Source organism: Amycolatopsis sp. CA-128772, from assembly GCF_002904295.1.
Classification (GTDB): Bacteria; Actinomycetota; Actinomycetes; order Mycobacteriales; family Pseudonocardiaceae; genus Amycolatopsis.
Genome location: NZ_PPHG01000005.1, coordinates 82857 through 99246, shown reverse-complemented (window position 1 = coordinate 99246; position 16390 = coordinate 82857). Strand labels below are relative to the sequence as shown.

15 protein-coding genes and 1 tRNA gene are annotated in these 16390 nt (G+C 69.8%); 7 read left to right on the top strand and 9 right to left on the bottom strand.

Annotated elements, in window-relative coordinates:
• Positions 1-218: 218 nt before the first annotated feature.
• Both C2L59_RS02040 and C2L59_RS02035 read left to right on the top strand, forming a co-directional pair.
• Positions 219-291 (top strand) — tRNA-Ala (locus C2L59_RS02040).
• Positions 292-1112: 821 nt separating this feature from the next.
• Positions 1113-2564, top strand: a complete 1452-nt coding sequence (locus C2L59_RS02035) for a helix-turn-helix domain-containing protein (protein WP_199198866.1) — start codon at positions 1113-1115, stop codon at positions 2562-2564.
• Positions 2565-2616: 52 nt separating this feature from the next.
• On the opposite strand, the gene C2L59_RS02030 is transcribed toward C2L59_RS02035, so the two are convergent.
• From C2L59_RS02030 to C2L59_RS02010, 5 genes are all read right to left on the bottom strand, one after another.
• The gene (locus tag C2L59_RS02030) at positions 2617-3195 is read right to left on the bottom strand and encodes an aldehyde dehydrogenase family protein (RefSeq protein ID WP_255410224.1); all 579 of its coding nucleotides are present in this window, start codon (positions 3193-3195) and stop codon (positions 2617-2619) included.
• Positions 3196-3232: 37 nt separating this feature from the next.
• On the bottom strand, positions 3233-4003 hold the full coding sequence (locus tag C2L59_RS48550; protein WP_233223222.1) for a hypothetical protein: 771 nt from the start codon (positions 4001-4003) through the stop codon (positions 3233-3235).
• A 198-nt stretch (positions 4004-4201) separates the two neighbouring features.
• The gene (locus tag C2L59_RS02020; protein WP_103347789.1) at positions 4202-5587 is read right to left on the bottom strand and encodes an FAD-dependent oxidoreductase; all 1386 of its coding nucleotides are present in this window, start codon (positions 5585-5587) and stop codon (positions 4202-4204) included.
• Complete coding sequence (locus C2L59_RS02015) at positions 5584-6483, bottom strand: alpha/beta fold hydrolase (RefSeq protein ID WP_103347788.1); 900 nt, start codon at positions 6481-6483, stop codon at positions 5584-5586. Before C2L59_RS02015 ends, C2L59_RS02020 begins: the two co-directional genes overlap by 4 nt.
• Entirely contained in the window at positions 6476-7990 is a 1515-nt protein-coding gene (locus C2L59_RS02010) for an NAD(P)/FAD-dependent oxidoreductase (protein ID WP_103347787.1), read from the bottom strand. Before C2L59_RS02010 ends, C2L59_RS02015 begins: the two co-directional genes overlap by 8 nt.
• Positions 7991-8262: 272 nt before the next feature.
• Here C2L59_RS02010 and C2L59_RS02005 point away from each other — a divergent pair, with 272 nt between their 5' ends.
• From C2L59_RS02005 to C2L59_RS01995, 4 genes are all read left to right on the top strand, one after another.
• Positions 8263-8961: a transporter gene (locus C2L59_RS02005; protein ID WP_103347786.1), complete on the top strand. Its 699-nt coding sequence runs from the start codon at positions 8263-8265 to the stop codon at positions 8959-8961.
• Entirely contained in the window at positions 8958-9488 is a 531-nt protein-coding gene (locus C2L59_RS48545; RefSeq protein WP_233223221.1) for an FAD-binding oxidoreductase, read from the top strand. The genes C2L59_RS02005 and C2L59_RS48545 overlap by 4 nt, the downstream gene beginning before the upstream one ends.
• Positions 9489-9545: 57 nt before the next feature.
• Complete coding sequence (locus tag C2L59_RS48540) at positions 9546-10481, top strand: FAD-binding oxidoreductase (RefSeq protein WP_233223220.1); 936 nt, start codon at positions 9546-9548, stop codon at positions 10479-10481.
• A 142-nt stretch (positions 10482-10623) separates the two neighbouring features.
• Entirely contained in the window at positions 10624-12084 is a 1461-nt protein-coding gene (locus tag C2L59_RS01995; RefSeq protein WP_103347785.1) for a sulfatase, read from the top strand.
• 500 nt (positions 12085-12584) lie between these two features.
• Here the strand turns inward: C2L59_RS01995 and C2L59_RS01990 are convergent, their stop codons facing one another.
• Complete coding sequence (locus tag C2L59_RS01990) at positions 12585-13373, bottom strand: SDR family oxidoreductase (protein WP_103347784.1); 789 nt, start codon at positions 13371-13373, stop codon at positions 12585-12587.
• Between the two features lie 27 nt (positions 13374-13400).
• A complete protein-coding gene (locus C2L59_RS01985) occupies positions 13401-13763 on the bottom strand; it encodes a nuclear transport factor 2 family protein (RefSeq protein WP_103347783.1) in 363 nt (120 codons plus the stop codon).
• A 78-nt stretch (positions 13764-13841) separates the two neighbouring features.
• On the opposite strand from C2L59_RS01985, the gene C2L59_RS01980 reads away from it, so the two are divergent.
• Positions 13842-14636: a MerR family transcriptional regulator gene (locus C2L59_RS01980; protein ID WP_103347782.1), complete on the top strand. Its 795-nt coding sequence runs from the start codon at positions 13842-13844 to the stop codon at positions 14634-14636.
• Positions 14637-14652: 16 nt separating this feature from the next.
• Here C2L59_RS01980 and C2L59_RS01975 read toward each other — a convergent pair whose 3' ends face one another.
• Together C2L59_RS01975 and C2L59_RS01970 are read right to left on the bottom strand one after the other, a co-directional pair.
• Positions 14653-15255, bottom strand: coding sequence for a response regulator transcription factor (locus tag C2L59_RS01975; RefSeq protein ID WP_103347781.1), 603 nt, complete (start codon positions 15253-15255; stop codon positions 14653-14655).
• Entirely contained in the window at positions 15252-16388 is a 1137-nt protein-coding gene (locus C2L59_RS01970; protein WP_103347780.1) for a sensor histidine kinase, read from the bottom strand. Before C2L59_RS01970 ends, C2L59_RS01975 begins: the two co-directional genes overlap by 4 nt.
• Positions 16389-16390: the final 2 nt, after the last annotated feature.

The following is a 16390-nucleotide window of genomic DNA, read 5'->3' as shown; positions in this document are numbered from 1 at the left end:
GGAGACGCGGCGTAACGGGCGGGGACCTCGGCGTCACAACCGCGCAAAATGTAACGGCGGTCACGGCGAGGAGTCAATACAGGACTAAAAATAAGGTGTGAATGTGCAGGTCAGCGGATTGCGAGGGGGTAGAGGGGGATGCGGGGACCCCCGCGTGAAGGGGTCTTGGGCGGGGTGTACTGTATGGGCATACGAGATGCGGAGTTCACCTTCGCCTCGGGGCTATGGCGCAGCTGGTAGCGCACCTCACTGGCAGTGAGGGGGTCAGGGGTTCGAGTCCCCTTAGCTCCACATCGTAAGGAACCCCTTCGTTTCAGCCGCTGTGGCTGGTCGGAGGGGTTTTCTGCATTCCCGGTTCGATCTTCGGTGATCGGCTTACGGCGTGATGTTGTGCTCCTGGTGGGGCAAACTGGAGCACTGCCCCACCCTCAGCCGGTCGTCGGCGCGCTATTCGGGCTGCTCCTGGGCCCGTCCGGCGGGTGACCCCCACCGTGGCGATGAGGGGAACAACCGGCGCCACCCGCCCCCTGTCGGCCACGCTGGGTGACGGCGTTGGTGGTGGCGGGGCCGCGGTGTGCCAGCGCCGCTCGAGATCGTCGAGCAGCCGCCGCTCGACCTCCGGCGCGACGTGGGAGTAGGTCTCGATGACCCGGGTTGTCCAGGTGATGCCCGAGCCGACGGGCCTGCGCGATCTCCGGCGCGCCGCCGGCGATCAGCCAGGTCTTGTGGCTCCGTCGACGAGGCGAACCCAGCCCGCTCCAGCTCCCGAGCTCACTCGGCCACACCCAACGCCGTGATCGCACCCAACGGCACACCCCCGAACTTCGGCAGAATGTGCTCCGACAGCTCTCGATCTTCCGCAGATCCAGATCCAGCCACCGAAACCACCGCCCTGCCCACTCGGCCACCGTAACCGCGCTGTCGGCCGGATCCATTTACACCCGCCGATGCCGATCCACCTCCAACCCGGCGGCATAGGCCACAGCATCACGCCACGAGCCAAACCCCCGACACCGAACGAACGCCGAAACCTTGCCGCCGAAACCTCACGGCTGCCACACTGCTCCACCCACGCCACAACGACCTCCACACCCGGCTGAGACAACCCAGCGTTGGCCCAACCGTGGAGTTCCCCGGCACAGACATCCCCAGCGTCCGCCCTCAACGACGCTGCGGGCGCCGGCCGGCATCCAGATGCACGAACCACGACGACAGGCCTGCGCGCACTCTCATGCCGCTCCACGCTGGGCCGGTCCCCGCACACCCAGCACCACGTCGACCAGGTCGGTCAGGCCCTCGCCGAGGAAGACCCAGCCGGCGACGTGTGGCGTTACAGTGCCACAGTGGACGCAGAATGGCCGCGACCGAGCCGACGCACCGCCGAGCTGATGCGGGACGTCGCCGAGTGCCTTCTGGCTTCGACGAGCGTAGCGGTCGACGAGGTGGTGGCCGCCGCCCACCGGGAGGCCGAGTACCGCGCACTGCTGGAGGACCCGCAGCTCGCGGCGGCCGACCGGCACATGAGCAAGGCTTACTTCAGGCACTGGTTGTCGGCCACGCTCCAGGACCCCGGGGCGCGAGTCGGGCCGTGCGTCGACCCGGAAGTCCTGCAGTTCGCACGCGACCTGGTGCGGCGCGGCCTGGACATGCACGACCTCGGTTCGTGGCGGGGTGCCCAGCACGGGGCGTGGGAGCTGTGGGTCGACGCCTGCTTCGCGACGACTGCCGTCGTCGGCGAGCTCCGCGACTTGATGAAGGTGTCCGAGCGGTCGATGACGACCTTCATCGACGATTCGATCGCGGCGCTCGACGAGTACGTCGAACAGGAACGGGCGGACCTCGCGCGGGGCGCCAGCGCTGAGCGGCACGCCACCGTCCAGCTCTTGCTCGAAGGAGCGCCGATCGGCCGAGCGCCGGCCGAATCGCGGCTCGGGTACGCGCTGGCGGGCAGTCACGTCGCCGCGATCATCTGGAGCGACTCCGCCGACGAGGCCGCCGGTCTCGACGCGGCCGCCGAGACGGTGATGAAGATATGCGGAGCCTCGCGCCGATTCACCTTGAACGCGAGCGCCACCGTGCTGTGGGTGTGGGTCCCGGCGGACACGGTCCCGTCGGCCGAGGCGGCGGAGGCCGGTCTGGACGGCCACCCGGGAATCCGTGTCGCGTTCGGACGTTGCGGGCGGGATCTCGACGGTTTTCGCCGTAGCCACCTGGACGCGGCCGCCGCGCAGCGGTTGCTGGCGCGGATGGGCTCGGCGCGTCCTGTCGTCCGGTACGAGGACGTCGCGTTGGTGTCGGTGCTCACGGCCGACATGGCGCAGGCCGACCAGTTCGTGACCGACACTCTGGGCGACTTCGCGACTGCCGACCCGGTGCTGCGGCAAACGGTGCTGACCTATGTTCGGGAACGGTTCAACGGCTCCGCCGCGGCGGAGCGGATGTTCACGCACCGCAACACCATCGAGCGACGGCTGGCCCGCGCCGACCAGCTGCTGCCGGTGCCGCTCGCCGACAACGCCGCGAGCGTGGTCGCAGCACTCATGCTCGTGCAGTTGCGGGACTGAAACCGATCACCTCCGCGGCGCTCGCTGTGGGCCTGGTCTCCTCCCGGGCCGATCACAGGGGCAGGTCCGGCGAATCGACCCCGACGACCCGATCTCCGCAGAACACCCGCACCGACTCCGCCGGTCCGTGCCCGCCGATACCGGACGGGCCCCAGAAGCTCTGGGCGGAGCCGTCGCCGAGATCGGCGAGCTTGGCGCCGTTGACCCGCACCTCGCCGGACATGACCCGGGCACCGATCGCGATCGCGCGGTCGGTGTCGGTGCCGAACACATAGGCGTCCAGGCCCGACGGGTGCGCGTTGGCGGCGCGCAGCGCGTCCTCGTCCGAGTCCACGCCGTGCACGGAGACGACCGGCCCGAACAGCTCGGCGGTCGTGCGGTCCGGGTCGGACCCGATGGCGAGCGTGGGAGACAGGAAGAAGCCCGCCAGACCGGGCAGCTCCCCGGGCTGGTCGATCTCGGCACCGAGCCCGCGCAGGTCCTCGATCCGCTGGATCAGGGTCCGGTGGTGCGGTTCGTTGGAGATGGGGCCGAGATCGGACTCCTCGTCGAGCGAGTGCCCGATCCGCAGCCGCGCGATGCGTTCGGCGAGGGCCTCTCGCAGGGGGTGCACCAGGCGGTGCGGTGCCAGGACCTTGCCCGGCCCCTCGCGCCGATCACCCCGGAGGTCAGCAGTGACGCCACGTGCGGCGACCGGTGCGCGGGGTGGACCGAGCCGAGCGAAACCGGGAGCGCGCTCTTCCGGCCGAGGGCGAACAGGTAGCGGCCCACGACGTTGTGCGCGGTGAGCACGCAGGCGAAGAAGCTCGTGACGAGGAGAACCTGCATGATGTCGTGGGCGGCCCGAGACAGATAGCGGTCGGCGAGCCCGGCTGCGAGTGCTTCGGGGTCGTGCGCCGCGAGCTCGGGGGCGTGCGCGATGCCGAGCCGGTGCCGCCGCCGGTGAACGCGTCCCAGGTCAGCGGGGCCGTGGAGAGACCGTGGTCGCCTCCGCGCAGCACGACGGCGAAGTCGACGAGGACGACGATCCCGACCTCCGCGATGAGCAGCGCGCCGAGCACCCGTGCGCTGACCTCGACGTTGCGGTATCCCAGGTAACCGATCGCGGTGAGCCCGGCGGCCGCGAGGCACCACCAGGGAACCGGGACGCCGAAGAAGGTCTCGATCACAGTGCGCGCGGCGGCCCCGAGGTAAGCCGAGACGGCGACCACGAGGAGTGAGTACGTGACCAGGGCGAGCGTTGCGGCGCCCAGCCCGGCCCCGATGCCGAGGCCCCGTTGGACGTAGGAGTAGAAGGCACCCGCGTTGCGCACCTCGGGGGTCATCGCCGAGTACCCGACGGTGAACAACACCAGCACGACTCCGACGATCACGAAGTCGAGCGGCGTTCCGATGCCGTTGCCCGAACCGAGCATCAACGGGATGAGTCCGGCGAACACCGTCAGGGCGCGGCCATCGCCACGACCATGAAGACGATCTGCGGGACGCCCAGTGTCCGGCCGAGGCCGGTGGTGACCTCCGGTGTCCGTTCTTCGCGCTGCTGGCTCATGACGACCACTCCGTTCGGTGGTGCTTTCCGCGATATCCCGGATTCGCCGGAATCGGCCCTGCGCCAGTGCGCGCGGCCGGCTTCGTGGTCATCCCGCAGGCCGGCTCGCCACCTTGAGCAGACCCGAGTCCAGCACCTCTCGGACGGCGCGCTCCGCCGCACGGACCGCGCCGTCGAAATAGCCCTGGTTGACCGTCGCGGTTTCCGTGCCGGCCCAGTGGATCCGTCCGACCGGGCAACGGTCGGCATCGGTGTACTGGGTCAGCGAGCCCGGGGCGCGGGAGCCGACGCAGCCGCTGATCCACGGCTCGTGCGTCCAGTCCTTCTCGAGGTACTCGGTCGGGTTCGCCGCTCGCGGCCCGAACAGCACGGCCAGATCGTCGAGGACGGCGGAGCGCCGCGCGGCGGGGTCGTCGAGGATCGCGTCGGGCCGCTGCCCGGCGGTGCCGAGGAAGGTCAGCAGGATCCCGACGCTGCCGTCGGGCGGGGAGTTGTCGACGACGTACTGAGCCACCGGCAGGTCTGTGACCGCCTGGCCGTTCAAGCCCTGCTCCCGCCAGAACGGGCGGTCGTAGACGGCGAAGAGCTTGCTCTCCGCGCCGACGCTCCAGCGACGCTGCAACATCGTGCGGCGGGTGGGCAGGCCGGGCGTGACGCGGATCCGGGCGGCGTCGGCGGGCGACATCGCGACGATCACCCGGTCCGCGCGGACGTCGACCCGGGCCGACCGGACCGACACCCCGTCGGCGTCGTGCGCGATCTCGACGACGGGCGAGTCGAGCACCACGGCGTCTCCCAGTTCCCCGGCCAGGCGCTGCGCGATCCGGACCGTGCCGCCGGCCACCCGCGATTCCTGCGCCCCGCCGGTGATGTTGAGGGTGTGGCCGATCCCGCCGGCGCCCCGGATCCGCGCCAGCTGCACCAGCAGCGACGTGGCGTGCGGGTCCTCGGCGTTGGTCACCGAGAAGCCGACAGTGAACATCTCCTTGGCCTCGGCGGTCATCGCGTTCGCGTCGAGCCAGTGCCCGAACGTGGTGGCGTCCCAGGAGCGGGCGCGGCGCGCGGTCCACGGGGTGTCGAGCGGCACGGTTCTCGCCATCCGCTCCAGCCGCAGCTGCAACTGGGCGAAGTCGGCGAGCGCGAGCGGGCTCAGCGGCGGGACGAGGCCGTCGTACCGCTTCGATCGGCCGCGCCGGCGGTAGATCGACTTGCCGTCGACGTGGGTCTTGAAGGTCTCCAGCCCCAATTCGTCCAGCAGGGAGAGGATCCGGTCCTGGCCCGGTCCGACCCACTGGCCGCCGCCCTCGGTGATCACGCCGTCGGCGACGTCGAGGTTCATCGCGCGGCCGCCGACCCGGTCGCTGGCCTCGGTCACCACGACCGACAGGCCGGCCTGCGCCAGCCGGCGTGCCGCGGTCAACCCGGAGACCCCGGCGCCGACGACGGCGACGTCCGCGGTGCGTGACTCTGTCATGCTGATGCCCTTTCGAGGTGTTCGACAACGTGGCCGACGACGAGGGGAGCCAGCGCGTCGGGCAGGTGATGGCCCATTCCGGGAATGACCACGTGCCGCGAACCCGCGATCGCGGCCACGGTGGCGTCGCCCCCGGACGGCGCGACGACGAGGTCGCGGTCGCCGTTGAGCACCAGGGTGGGAGCCGTGCTGCGGCCGATCTCCGCCGTCCGGTCGCCCGCGGCCTGGATGGCCTGGACCTGCCGGGCGGTCCCCGCCGCGCCGTCGCCGTCCGTGCGGTTCCACGTCTCGACGGCGTGGCTCGCCTCTTCGACCTCGTCGATCGGGAACTCGGTGCCCGCGATGTGCGCCGTCAGGCGAAGGTGCGCGCGCACGGCCTGCACCCGGTTCCGCGGCGGCGAGGCGGCGAGCAGCGCCAGGGCCGAGAGGGCCGGCTGCCCGACCTTCCGGTTCCCCGTGGTGGCGTACAAAGAGGTCAGCGACCTGGTGAGGGCCGGGTACCGCGCCGCGACGGTCTGCGCGATCATCCCGCCCATCGAGCGACCGACGAGGTGCGCCGGCCCCAGGCCGAGGTGCTCGATCAGCTGCGCGGCGTCGGTCGCCATGTCGGCCAGCGTGTAGGCGTCCCGGCGGGGCCGGGCGAGCAGTTGCCGCAGCGTGCTCGGCGGCGGCGTGGTCGCGTAAGCGGAGCGGCCGCAGTCCCGGTTGTCCATCCGGATCACCTGGAGGCCGGCCGCGGCCAGCGCGGAGACGAACGGCCGCGACCACGTCGTCAGGTCTTCCGCGAGGCCGGCGATGAGCAGGACCGGTGCGGCGCCGGGCTCGCCGTCGATCCGATAGCAGACCCGGGTGCCGCCCGGAAGGGTTACGAAACGGTCTTCGACGGGTTCAGGCACCGATCTCCTCCCGTACCGCCGGGCGAGCGCTTTCCGCACCGGCGGTGGTTTCGAACCGCAGCGCGTCGTCCAGCAGGGAGCCCCGCAGCAGCTTGGCGTCCTGCGGGTAGGACATCGACATCTGCCACCGGCCCGTCCCCTGCTTCGGGGTGGTTTCGCGGGCCCGCTGCGCGTAGCCCGAGCTGAGGTCCATGACCGGCCGCGTCTCCATCGCGGGATCGGCCTCGACGACGACGCTGTCGTAGCCGGAGGCGTCCATGTGCCCCACCAATGCGCAGAAGTAGCGGCACAGGATGCCGACCTTCAGCGTCCACGACGAGGTCGTGTAGCCGATCGCGATGGCGAGGTTGGGGATCCCCGAAAGCAGGGTGCCCCGGTAGACGACGCGCTCGGCGGGGTTCACCGGCGCGCCGTCGACCACCAGCTCGATGCCGCCGAGCAGGCGCACGTTGAGGCCGGTCGCGGTGACGATCAGGTCGGCGTCGAGGTGCTCGCCCGACTCGAGCCGGATCCCCGACTCGGTGAAACGCGTGATCCGGTCGGTGACGATCGAGGCGCTGCCCTCGCTCAGCGCGGCGAAGAAGTCGCCGTCGGGGGAAAGGCACAGGCGCTGGTCCCACGGGTCGTAGGGCGGGTTGAAGTGGGTGTCCACGTCGAAGCCCTTGGGCAGCGACTGCTTGTTGATGCGCCGGATGGCCGCGCGGCCCAGGCGGGGGAACGTGCGCAGCGACTTGACCACACCCCGGTCGATCCAGATGTTGATGAACCGGGTCATCGCGTAGCCGCGGCGTTCGCCGAAGAGCCGGGTCAGCAGAAGCGCGACGGAATCGACCTTCGGCCAGGGCACCACGTACGTGGGGGTGCGCTGGAGCATGGTCACGTGGGCTGCGGCGCTCTCGCCGGTCAGCATCGACGGGATCAGTGTCACCGCGGTCGCGCCGCTGCCGATCACGACGACCTTTTTGCCCGCGTAGTCGTAGCCCTCGGGCCACTGCTGCGGGTGGACGATGTCGCCGGCGAAGTCCTCGCGGCCCTCGAAGTGCGGGGTGTAGCCCTCGTCGTAGCGGTAATACCCGGTGCCCGCGAAGATCCAGCCGGCGGTGACGCGCTTGTCGCCGGCGGCGGTGCGCACGTCGATCGTCCAGCGCGCGTCGGCACCGGACCATTCGGCGCGCTGCACGCTGTGCCCGAGGCGGATGAGCCTGCCGAGGTCGTTCTCCTCGACGGTTTCACGCAGGTAGTTCAGGATCTGGGGGCCTTCCGCGATGGCGGCGCGGTCCTTCCAGGGCTTGAACTCGTAGCCGAAGGTGTGCAGGTCGGAATCCGAACGAATGCCGGGATACTTGAACAGGTCCCAGGTGCCGCCGATGTCGTCGCGCCCCTCGAACACGACGACGCGTTTGTCGGGGAACGCCTCGACGATGTACCGCGCGGCGCCGATACCGGAAATGCCGGCACCGATGATGACGATGTCGAATTCCTCGGGTGGCTGCGTCGATGCGTTCATCGTGAAGGCCTTTCGATGGTGATCACGTCGATGTGCCCTTCCACGGTGCCCGCCGCGGAGGTCCGCGCTCTACGTCGCGATGCCCCGTCCTGCGGGACGACGTGGTGCACAGTGCACCGCCCGGGCCACTGCGTTGCCGTGCCCCCGGCGTCGTGGTGCAGTGTGCGGCGACTGTCGCGACACGTGGGTGCACATCGGCGTAGCGGGCGGCCTCGCGAGCAGGCCACTGTGGAGCCGCGCGAGATCACGGTCACACTCAAGGAGGCGCTGCCATGCGCGACATACTCTTCGCCGCAGCGGACATCTGGATGATCGCAGTCGGACTCATCTGCGGCGTGAAGGTCATCAGAGGCCAGCACAACTACCTGATCGGCCTCGAATGGATCATCATGGGTGTGTCGGGAAGCAATTTCCTGGTCTACGGGGTCACCAAGGCAGGCCCCGATTCCCTGACGCACCACATCGCGTTCTTCCTGGACGCGTTCTCGCGCTCGATCGGGTTCACGCTGATCCTGGTCCTCGGTCTGCTGGTCGTCACCCACAGGTACAAGCCCACGCTCCGGGTCGAGGTGGGCGCCTTCTCCCTGGCCGCGGTCCTCGGATTCGTCCTGTCCGAGTTCGCCGACGAGATCGGCACCCCGGGCAAGGTGTTCTTCCTGATCACCGCGCTCGCAACATCCGGCTTCCTGAGCTACTTCGCGTGGCGCCTCCGGGAGATCGGCGAGCGCGCCCACGCCGTGTGGTTACTCGGTGCCACCGCGCTGAACGTCGTCGTCGCGTCGATCTACGACTTCTGGCGGATCCCCGGCGACGACGCCGACCACACCCGGTTCTACATCCTCGCGCTGTTCACGTGGGGCCTGGCGATGCTCGTCATCTACCGGGCTTATGCCGCCTTCGCCGCGCACGACAAGCGGGTCGGCGCAGGCCCCGACCCGGTCACCCCCGCCCCCGGGATCGAAATCGCATGAGCACCACTTGCACCACGTTCACCGGATGGGTCGATTCCCCCACTGACCTCCGGCCGCCGCTGACGGAGGACACCACCTGCTCCGTCGCGGTCATCGGCGGCGGACTCGCGGGCCTGGCGACCGCACTCCGCCTCGCGGAGCACGGCGTCGACGCCGTGCTGCTGGAGTCGGCGTTCTGCGGGCACGGCTCGGGCTCCCGCAACGCCGGCCAGCTGGCGAGCGCTCCCGGCGGTGACATCCAGCTGCTGAACCTGCTCCACCGCAAGCGCATGCCGGCGATCATCCGCCTCACCGAGAACGCCGCCGCTCACGTCGAGGGCCTGATCGAGGCGCTCGGCACCGACTGCGACTACGAGGCCACGGGGAACGTTTTCGCGGCCGTCTCGCGCGGACAGCTGGGGCGACGCGTCGTATCGCGAAGATCCTCCGCCGTGCCGGGGCCCACGTCGAGGAGGGCACGGCCGGCAAACTGGGCATCCCGCACGGCTTCCTCGGCGGCATGCGCGAGATCCGCGGCGGAATCATGAACCCCGGCAAGTTCCTGCGTGGCCTGCGAAGCGCAGTGCTCGCCTCGCCCGTCGCCGATGTGGGTCACCGAGGTCGAGACCGAGCCGATCGCCCCGGAACGGCTCGCCGCTCTCGGCTGGACCAGCCGGTCCGGACTCATCACCCAGCACAACATCATGGAGAACTACCGGCTCACGTCACGCCACACCATCGTGTTCGGCGTCCGCCAAATCGAACGTGCGACGAGCTACCCGCTTCCCGAACGCCGTCCCGACCCGGCGGTGGTCGCCGACCTCGCCCGTGCGTTCGCGCGCCGCTTCCCGCCGCTGGCGGACGTGGTGATCGCCCACGCGTGGGGCGGCTGGATCGGCATCACCTCGACCTGGCTGCCGGTCGCCGGCACGACCGGCGACGACGTCTACTACTCCCTCGCGTGCAACGGTCACGGGCTCGCCCAGGCCACGTACATCGGGTCCCTCATCGCGAACCGGATCGCCACCGGCATCGCCCCGGACGATCTGCGCACCATCTGGGCCGACGAACCGAAGTTCGGCCGCGGGGTCCCGATGATCATGGGACGCCCCGGACTGCGCGCGGCGTGGGCCGTGGACAGGTTCAATGACATGATCAACGGCAGCACCGGCTCCATGCCCCGGGGTCGTGTACCGACCGCACATTTGTTTGCAGCGAACGCGGGCGTTCCTCTCACCGATTTCACCGGGGCACAGCTGGGGCAGACCCCCGGTTACCACCCCGCCGAACAACACACAGTTGCGACACAGGCAGTGAGGGGGTCAGGGGTTCGAGTCCCCTTAGTTCCACACTCTTGCAGAATCCCTTCGATCAGGTCGTTTCGGCCGGTCGGAGGGGTTTCTTCGTGTCCCGGGCCGATCTTGGTTGATCCACTTCGACAGGTGCACAAGTGTCCCTCCTGGGGCTTTTCTGAAGCACCTCGCTCCGGGGCGCAGGACGTCTGGCGCCACGTTGCTGCTGTCCGCGGGCGGTGTCACTGACACTGTCCCTCCCGCCAGCGGCGATGGGGACAGCCAAACCTTCTCGGGTACGTTTCGTGGCCACCGAGGCCCGGACCCGCCCTTTACCGAACCCGAACACGACGCTGATCCCGCTCTGTCGTGCGGCTCTTAGCGTGCAGGCATGGCCCCCATCACCCGTCTCCTGATTCCGGCACTGACCGTGGCACTGGCTTCGACGGCGGTGGCGTGCAGTGTCGGCAGCTCGGCACCTTCCCAGCCCTCCGGCTCGGCGGGCAGCAAGCCGAACATCGTCCTGGTGCTCACCGACGACCTCTCGATGAACCTGCTGCAGTACCTGCCGCACGTGCAGGAAATGGCCAGGACCGGCACCTCCTTCGCCAACTACACGGTGACCGATTCGCTGTGCTGCCCGTCGCGGTCGTCGCTGTTCACCGGCATGCTGCCGCACGACACAGGGGTGTTCACCAACGGCGGCAAAGACGGCGGCTACGCGGTGTTCCACGGCCGCGGCGACGACAAGTCGACCTACGCCACGTCGTTGCAGCAGGCCGGCTACCACACCGCCATGATGGGCAAGTACCTCAACGGGTACGACCCCAAGACCGACGCCGTGCCGCCGGGCTGGAACGAATGGGACGTCGCCGGGAACGCCTACGGCGAGTTCGACTACGACCTCAACGAAAACGGCACGCTCAAGCACTACGGCAAAAACCCCGAGGACTACCTCGTCGACGTCATGGCGGGCAAGGCCGCACAGTTCGTCTCCACCTCGGCGGCCGCGCACGCGCCGTTCGCGATCGAGCTCGCCACCTTCGCCCCGCATGGCCCCTACACCCCGGCTCCTCGTGATGCCGACGCCTTTCCCGGCCTCACCGCGCCGCGCGGGCCCGCCTTCGACGCACTACCTTCCGCCGCGCCGCCGTGGCTCGCGTCCCGCACACCGCTGACGGACAAGGAAAAGACAACCATCGACAAGGACTTCCGCAAACGCGCGCAAGCCGTCCAATCGGTCGACAAGATGATCGGTACCGTCCAGGACGCGCTGGACCAGGCCGGCGTCCGCGGCTCCACCGACATCGTGTTCACCTCGGACAACGGCTACCACATGGGCGAATACCGCCTCACCCCCGGCAAGCAGACGGCGTTCGACACCGACGTGCACGTGCCGCTGGTGATCACCGGGCCCGGCGTCAAGGCCGGCGTGACGGTGAACCAGCCGGCGGAGAACATCGACCTGCGGCCGACGTTCGAGGCACTCGCCGGCGCCTCCACACCCACGCAGGTCGACGGGGAAAGCCTGGTGCCCCTGCTGACCGGGACCACACCGCAAGCCTGGCGCACCGTCGGGCTGATCGAGCACCACGGCCCGGACTTCGACAAGGCGGATCCGGACAAGCCGAAGAAGAACAGCGGCAACCCGAGCACCTACGAAGCCATCCGCGGCGTCACCTATACCTACGTCGAGTACACCGACGGCACCAAGGAGTACTACGACCGCCGCACGGACCCGCAGGAACTGCACAACACCGCGACCCAGCTGGCCCCCGACGAAGCACAGCGGCTGCACGACACCCTGCAGGCGATGATCTCCTGCCACGGCGCGACCGCCTGCCGGCGCTGAATCAGCCGGAGGCCGAGCATCCGCTCATGCCCGCAGAGCAGACGGTTCTGCCCAGTCAAGCCCGAGGTCCTGCGCCGGGTGTCGCGGCTGGTCAGCATCTCAACGACTGGAGCGAGCTGTGGATCGAAGGGAGGTGGTGGCCCGACGGGCTGTGCGGAGGACCGGTACGGGGCTTGCGTGGTCAGATGTTCTCCTCGCCGCAGGTGACTGGATCTCTGCCTGCCCCAGCTGACAAATCATCGATAAGGTCAGGTGGCGGATGCGGGCCGTCACCTGGTGGGTCAAGCTGAGCGCTCGTCCACGCAAACTGATGCGCGCCACCGCTCTGGAGACGCGAGGCGCGAACCCGACGACCAGGCGAGCACCGGAAACGTGTCGACGACGTTGCCGACACGTTTCCGGGCGTTGCCGAGCAGCATCTGAAAGTTCTGCCCGCGCAGGAGGAGCTCGGTTGCCGGATGGAACTGCTCGCGAGTGACTGCGAGGAAATGGCTCCTCGCTCAGACGGTCGGCACAGTTCCGCCGTCGATCACGTACTCGGCGCCCACGATTGCCGAGGCGCGGTCCGAGACCAGAAATCCGACCAGGTCCGCGATTTCCTCGGTATTCGCGAATCGTCCCAGGGGTACTCCGCCGAGGGAGTCGTAGATGGTCTGCTTGGCTGCTTCACGGGTGAGTCCGTTGCCATCGGCGATCCGGTCGACGAATCGTTCGTAGGCTTCGGTCTCGATCCCGCCGGGGCTGATTGCGTTCACCCGCACGCCGCGCGGCGCGAGCTCGTTGGCGAGTCCCTTGCTGTACGTGCGCAGAGCAGCCTTCGCTGCCGCGTACGCCAGGGATGCGTCGTACTGGGGCAGTTCACGCTGGATCGAGGTGAAGTGCAGCACCACACCCGTCCCGGACGCGATCATCGCCGGGAGAAGAGCCCGATCGAGCCGCACCGCGCCCAGGAAGTTGAGGTTCAGCTCGGTGAGCCACTGGTCGTCGGTGATGACCGCGAATCCACCGGCCGGCGTCGACGCACCTCCGACGACGTGCACGAGGATGTCGAGTGCGCCGCCGGTTTCGGCGATGCGAGCGGCCACCGCGTCGGTGCCTTCGATCGTCGTCGTGTCCGCTTCGATGAACCGGTCGGGGTGCTCGTACCCGTCGGGCATCGTCCGCGCCGTCACGTACACGTCGGCACCCATCTCCCGCAGCCTCTCCACGACGGCCTTGCCCGAGCCCTTCGAACCGCCCGTGACCAGGGCCCGGCGACCGTCGAGACGATCACGATTTGAAGCAGGCATTTCGTTCTCCACTGAAATCGGCGTAGGTCAGGCGGTGTGGTTGGCGATGACGAGTTCGGCGATGCGGTCCTCCCGCAACGTGAACCGGTAGCCGAGCTCGGCGACGCCGCCCGGGAAGGTGCCCTCGAGCCGCACGGTCACCACCCAGTGGGCGTCGTCGACGCGGCGGGCGCCGATCTGCTCGGTCGTGTACTCGAACTCGGACCCGGCGTCCCGCAGGAACGCGTGGACCTCCTCCCGGCCGCGGAAGGTTTCGTCCTGGTCGACGACGACCACGTCCTCGGTGAGGAACGACGAAGCGGTGTCGGCGTCGCGGACGACGTGGGCGGCGATGAACTCGCGCACGGTGGCCGGGAGCAGATCGGACGGGAGGTCGGTGTGCTGTGTCATGAGCCCATCGTGTGACCTCGCCGCGCGGGAGGGTCAAGCCGTGGACTCTCTCCCGGGGGGAGAGTCCAGAATGGAGGGGTGCTGAGCATCGGGGAGTTTTCGCGGCTGACCCACTTGAGCGTGCGGACGCTGCGCCGGTACCACGAGGCGGCCCTGCTGGAGCCCGCCGTGGTGGATGAGACCACCGGTTACCGCTACTACGGCCTGGACCAGATCCCGGCCGCGCAGGTCATCCACCGGCTCCGCGAACTCGACGTCCCCTTGAGCGACGTGCAGCAAATCCTGCGGACCCCCGACCCCGACGTCCGGGCGGCCCTGGTCGCGGACCACCTGCAACGCCTCGAGGACGTGCTCGACCGCACCCGGGCCGCGGTCGTCTCGCTGCGGCGCCTGCTCCGGCCCGACCCCGCGCCGATCGACGTCGAGCTGCGTGCGGAGCCCGCCCGGACGGTCGCGGCGGTGGAGGCCGTGGTCGGGCACCGCGACGTCGAGACCTGGTTCGCCGGCGCGATGGCCGAACTGGAGGCGGCCGTCGGCGCCGCCGTGACCGGGCCACCGGGCGGCTGCTACGACAACGCGCTTTTCGAACAGGAACGCGGTCGCGCGCTCGTCTACCTGCCGACCGCTGCGCCGCCTCGCACCGGACGCGTGCACCCCGCGGTTCTTCCGGCCGCGGAACTGGCCGTCACCACCCACGTCGGCGAGCACGACGGCGTGGAGGTCACCTACGGCCAGCTCGGGACCTGGGTGGTGGAGAACGCGATGTCGGTGGCCGGGCCGATGCGGGAGGTCTACGTCGTCGGCCCTCGTGACGCACGCGATCCCGCTGCGTGGCGCACCGAGATCGGCTGGCCGGTCTTTCGCGTCACGTGAAGCGGTCAGGGGCCGGCTACAGCCAGTCGTGCTCACGGGCGTACCGGGCCGCTTCGTGGCGGGTGCGGGTCTGGGTCTTCTGCATCGCGTTGGACAGGTAGTTGCGGACCGTGCCCTCCGCGAGGTGCAGCTGCCCGGCGATGTCGGCCACCGAAAAACCCTCACGGGTCGCGCGCAGGACGTCCAGCTCGCGGTCGGTCAGGGGGCAGTCGTCGACGACGGCGAGGGCCGAGACGTCCGGGTCGATCCAGCGCTTGCCCGCGTGCAGGGTCCTGATCACCGAGGTGATGTGGGCCGGTTCCGCCGCCTTGCTGACGAAGCCCTGGACGCCGAGCTTCAGCGCCTTGCGGAGCACGCCGGGGCGGGCGTGGCGCGTCAGCATCAGGATCACCTGCTCCGGCCGGGCCCGGCGGATCTCCTCCACCGCGCCGAGCCCGTCCACGCGGGGCATCTCGAGGTCGATGACCAGCACGTCCGGCCGGTGTTCGAGGGTGGCCGCGACCGCCGTCTCGCCGTCTTCGGCCTCGGCCAGCACCGTGATCTCGCCTTCCAGCGGCAGCAGCGCGGCCAGTGCCTTGCGGAGCAGGGCTTCGTCGTCGGCGAGCACCACCGTCGTCATCGGGCCTCCTTCGGCGGGGGGAAGGCCGCCGCGGTGCGGAAGCGGCTGCCGGAGTGCGTGACTTCCAGCTCGGCGCCCTGCTCCGCCAAGCGCTGCCGGAGCACCGCGAGCCCGCCGAGCTCGGGCGGGCCGGTGTCCGGGGCGCCGTCGTTGACGATCGCGATCCCGCGCCGGGTGAGCGTGATTCCCACCTGGCGGGCTTCGGCGTGCCGCAGGATGTTGGTCGTCGTCTCGCGCAGGACCTGGCCGAGCAGTTCGCCCGCGCTGGCGTCCACTTCGGACTCGCGCGTGACGCGGACGTGGATTCCCGCGGCCTCGAACAGGTTCTTGGCGTTCTCCAGCTCGGCGGACAGGTTCAGCCGCCGTTGGGCGTAGGCGAGTTCCTTGGTCCGGGCGATGGTTTCCCCGACCAGGTCGTGCACCTCACGCAGTTCCTCGCGCGCCCGGTCCGGTTCGCGGTCCAGCAGCTTCTCGGCCAGTGCCACCTTCAGCTTCACCACGTGCAGGGTGTGCCCCTGGATGTCGTGCAGGTCGGACGCGAAGCGCACCCGCTCCCGGGTGACGGCGAGGTCCGCTTCGCGCTCGCGAGACTGCTCGAGCTCCGCGATCAGGTCGAAGAAGCGCTGGCTGACGAACATGAACGCGGTCGAGACCAGCATGGCGGCCGCGGGCACGGCGGCGAACTGGAACAGCCGCCAGCCGATCCGGTCGTCGTGGACGAGCGCGTTCGCCGCGCCCAGCCCCGCGATCAGCACCGTCAGCCCGGCCAGTGCGGCGAGCCGGTGGCGGGGAAGCGGCGGGATGAGGTACGACCCCACGACGGACAGCCCGAAGAACGCGGCCGTGTCGTCGGTCAGCGACCCGGCCAGCCAGACCACCGCGGTGACGGCCAGGCTCGGCCGCGCGACGCGCAGGTAGTCACCCGCGGTCCAGCGTTCGGCCGTCGCCAGCGCCGCGAGCAGTCCCACGACCTGGATGACGACGTGCCACCCGGACCGGGCGGTCGTCAGCAGCAGGAACACGCCCACGAGCGCCAGCGGCGGGACGGTCGTGATCAGGTTCAGCCGGCGCAGCCGTTCCTGGACCTTCCCGCCGGTCCAGGACGTCCTGCGCGCGATCGTCGGCACCTCCACCA

Coding starts and splice junctions, on each gene's coding strand:
- C2L59_RS48540 (WP_233223220.1), top strand. CDS start 9,546: ATGTGGGTCACCGAGGTCGAGACCGAGCCGATCGCCCCGGAACGGCTC.
- C2L59_RS02005 (WP_103347786.1), top strand. CDS start 8,263: ATGCGCGACATACTCTTCGCCGCAGCGGACATCTGGATGATCGCAGTC.
- C2L59_RS48545 (WP_233223221.1), top strand. CDS start 8,958: ATGAGCACCACTTGCACCACGTTCACCGGATGGGTCGATTCCCCCACT.
- C2L59_RS01975 (WP_103347781.1), bottom strand. CDS start 15,255: ATGACGACGGTGGTGCTCGCCGACGACGAAGCCCTGCTCCGCAAGGCA.
- C2L59_RS02020 (WP_103347789.1), bottom strand. CDS start 5,587: ATGACAGAGTCACGCACCGCGGACGTCGCCGTCGTCGGCGCCGGGGTC.
- C2L59_RS02010 (WP_103347787.1), bottom strand. CDS start 7,990: ATGAACGCATCGACGCAGCCACCCGAGGAATTCGACATCGTCATCATC.
- C2L59_RS01985 (WP_103347783.1), bottom strand. CDS start 13,763: ATGACACAGCACACCGACCTCCCGTCCGATCTGCTCCCGGCCACCGTG.
- C2L59_RS01990 (WP_103347784.1), bottom strand. CDS start 13,373: ATGCCTGCTTCAAATCGTGATCGTCTCGACGGTCGCCGGGCCCTGGTC.
- C2L59_RS01995 (WP_103347785.1), top strand. CDS start 10,624: ATGGCCCCCATCACCCGTCTCCTGATTCCGGCACTGACCGTGGCACTG.